Origin of the sequence: Ochrobactrum sp. SFR4 (genome assembly GCF_019730395.1) — a bacterium.
Classification (GTDB): domain Bacteria; phylum Pseudomonadota; class Alphaproteobacteria; order Rhizobiales; family Rhizobiaceae; genus Pseudochrobactrum.
In genome coordinates this window covers 1-495 of the sequence record NZ_JAAPBB010000157.1, presented here as the reverse complement: position 1 = coordinate 495, position 495 = coordinate 1, and the positions used below count along the sequence as shown (strand labels likewise).

The 495-nt window shown below is 50.7% G+C and carries 1 protein-coding gene and 1 pseudogene; both read right to left on the bottom strand.

The genetic code is table 11. The annotated features are described in order from the left end of the window. On the bottom strand, positions 1–218 hold a 218-nt coding region (locus tag HBA93_RS18340; protein WP_221724255.1), incomplete at its 3' end, for an NUDIX domain-containing protein. 81 nt (positions 219–299) lie between these two features. Then, positions 300–495: pseudogene (locus HBA93_RS18335) on the bottom strand (S41 family peptidase); the annotation flags it as partial.

Sequence of the window (495 nt, the reverse complement as noted above, 5' to 3'; positions counted from 1 at the left end):
CCGGTTTCTTCATAAAGCTCACGCAAAGATGCCGTTGCCGGATCTTCGCCTTTATCAATACCGCCCTGCGGCATTTGCCAGAGCTGTGTTGCGCCTTCCATCTCGCCATTCGGCTCAACAATACGGCGGCCAGCCCAGACTTTGCCTTCACGGTTCAAAACCATAATACCGACGCAAGGACGATAAGGCAGCGATGCAGGATCACGCTTTTCAGACATTCTGTTCTCTTCAGTTTATGTATTTAAAACGACAGACAAAAAACGCGGGGACTGCCCCGCGTTTTTCTGAAGTGTACAAGCTTATTTTTTATCAGGCTTTGGCAGGTCTTTTTTAGGATCCGGCGGGAAGGCAGCATTGGCCATTTCGCCACGCAGCAGCTTCATAGCTTCACCGAGCTGAATGTCGTCTTTTGGCTCCAACGGCACATAGGCTGATGAACCGGAACCGGTATCATCCTCATCCGCACCCTTGATATGACCTTTCAGACCGGCTTCA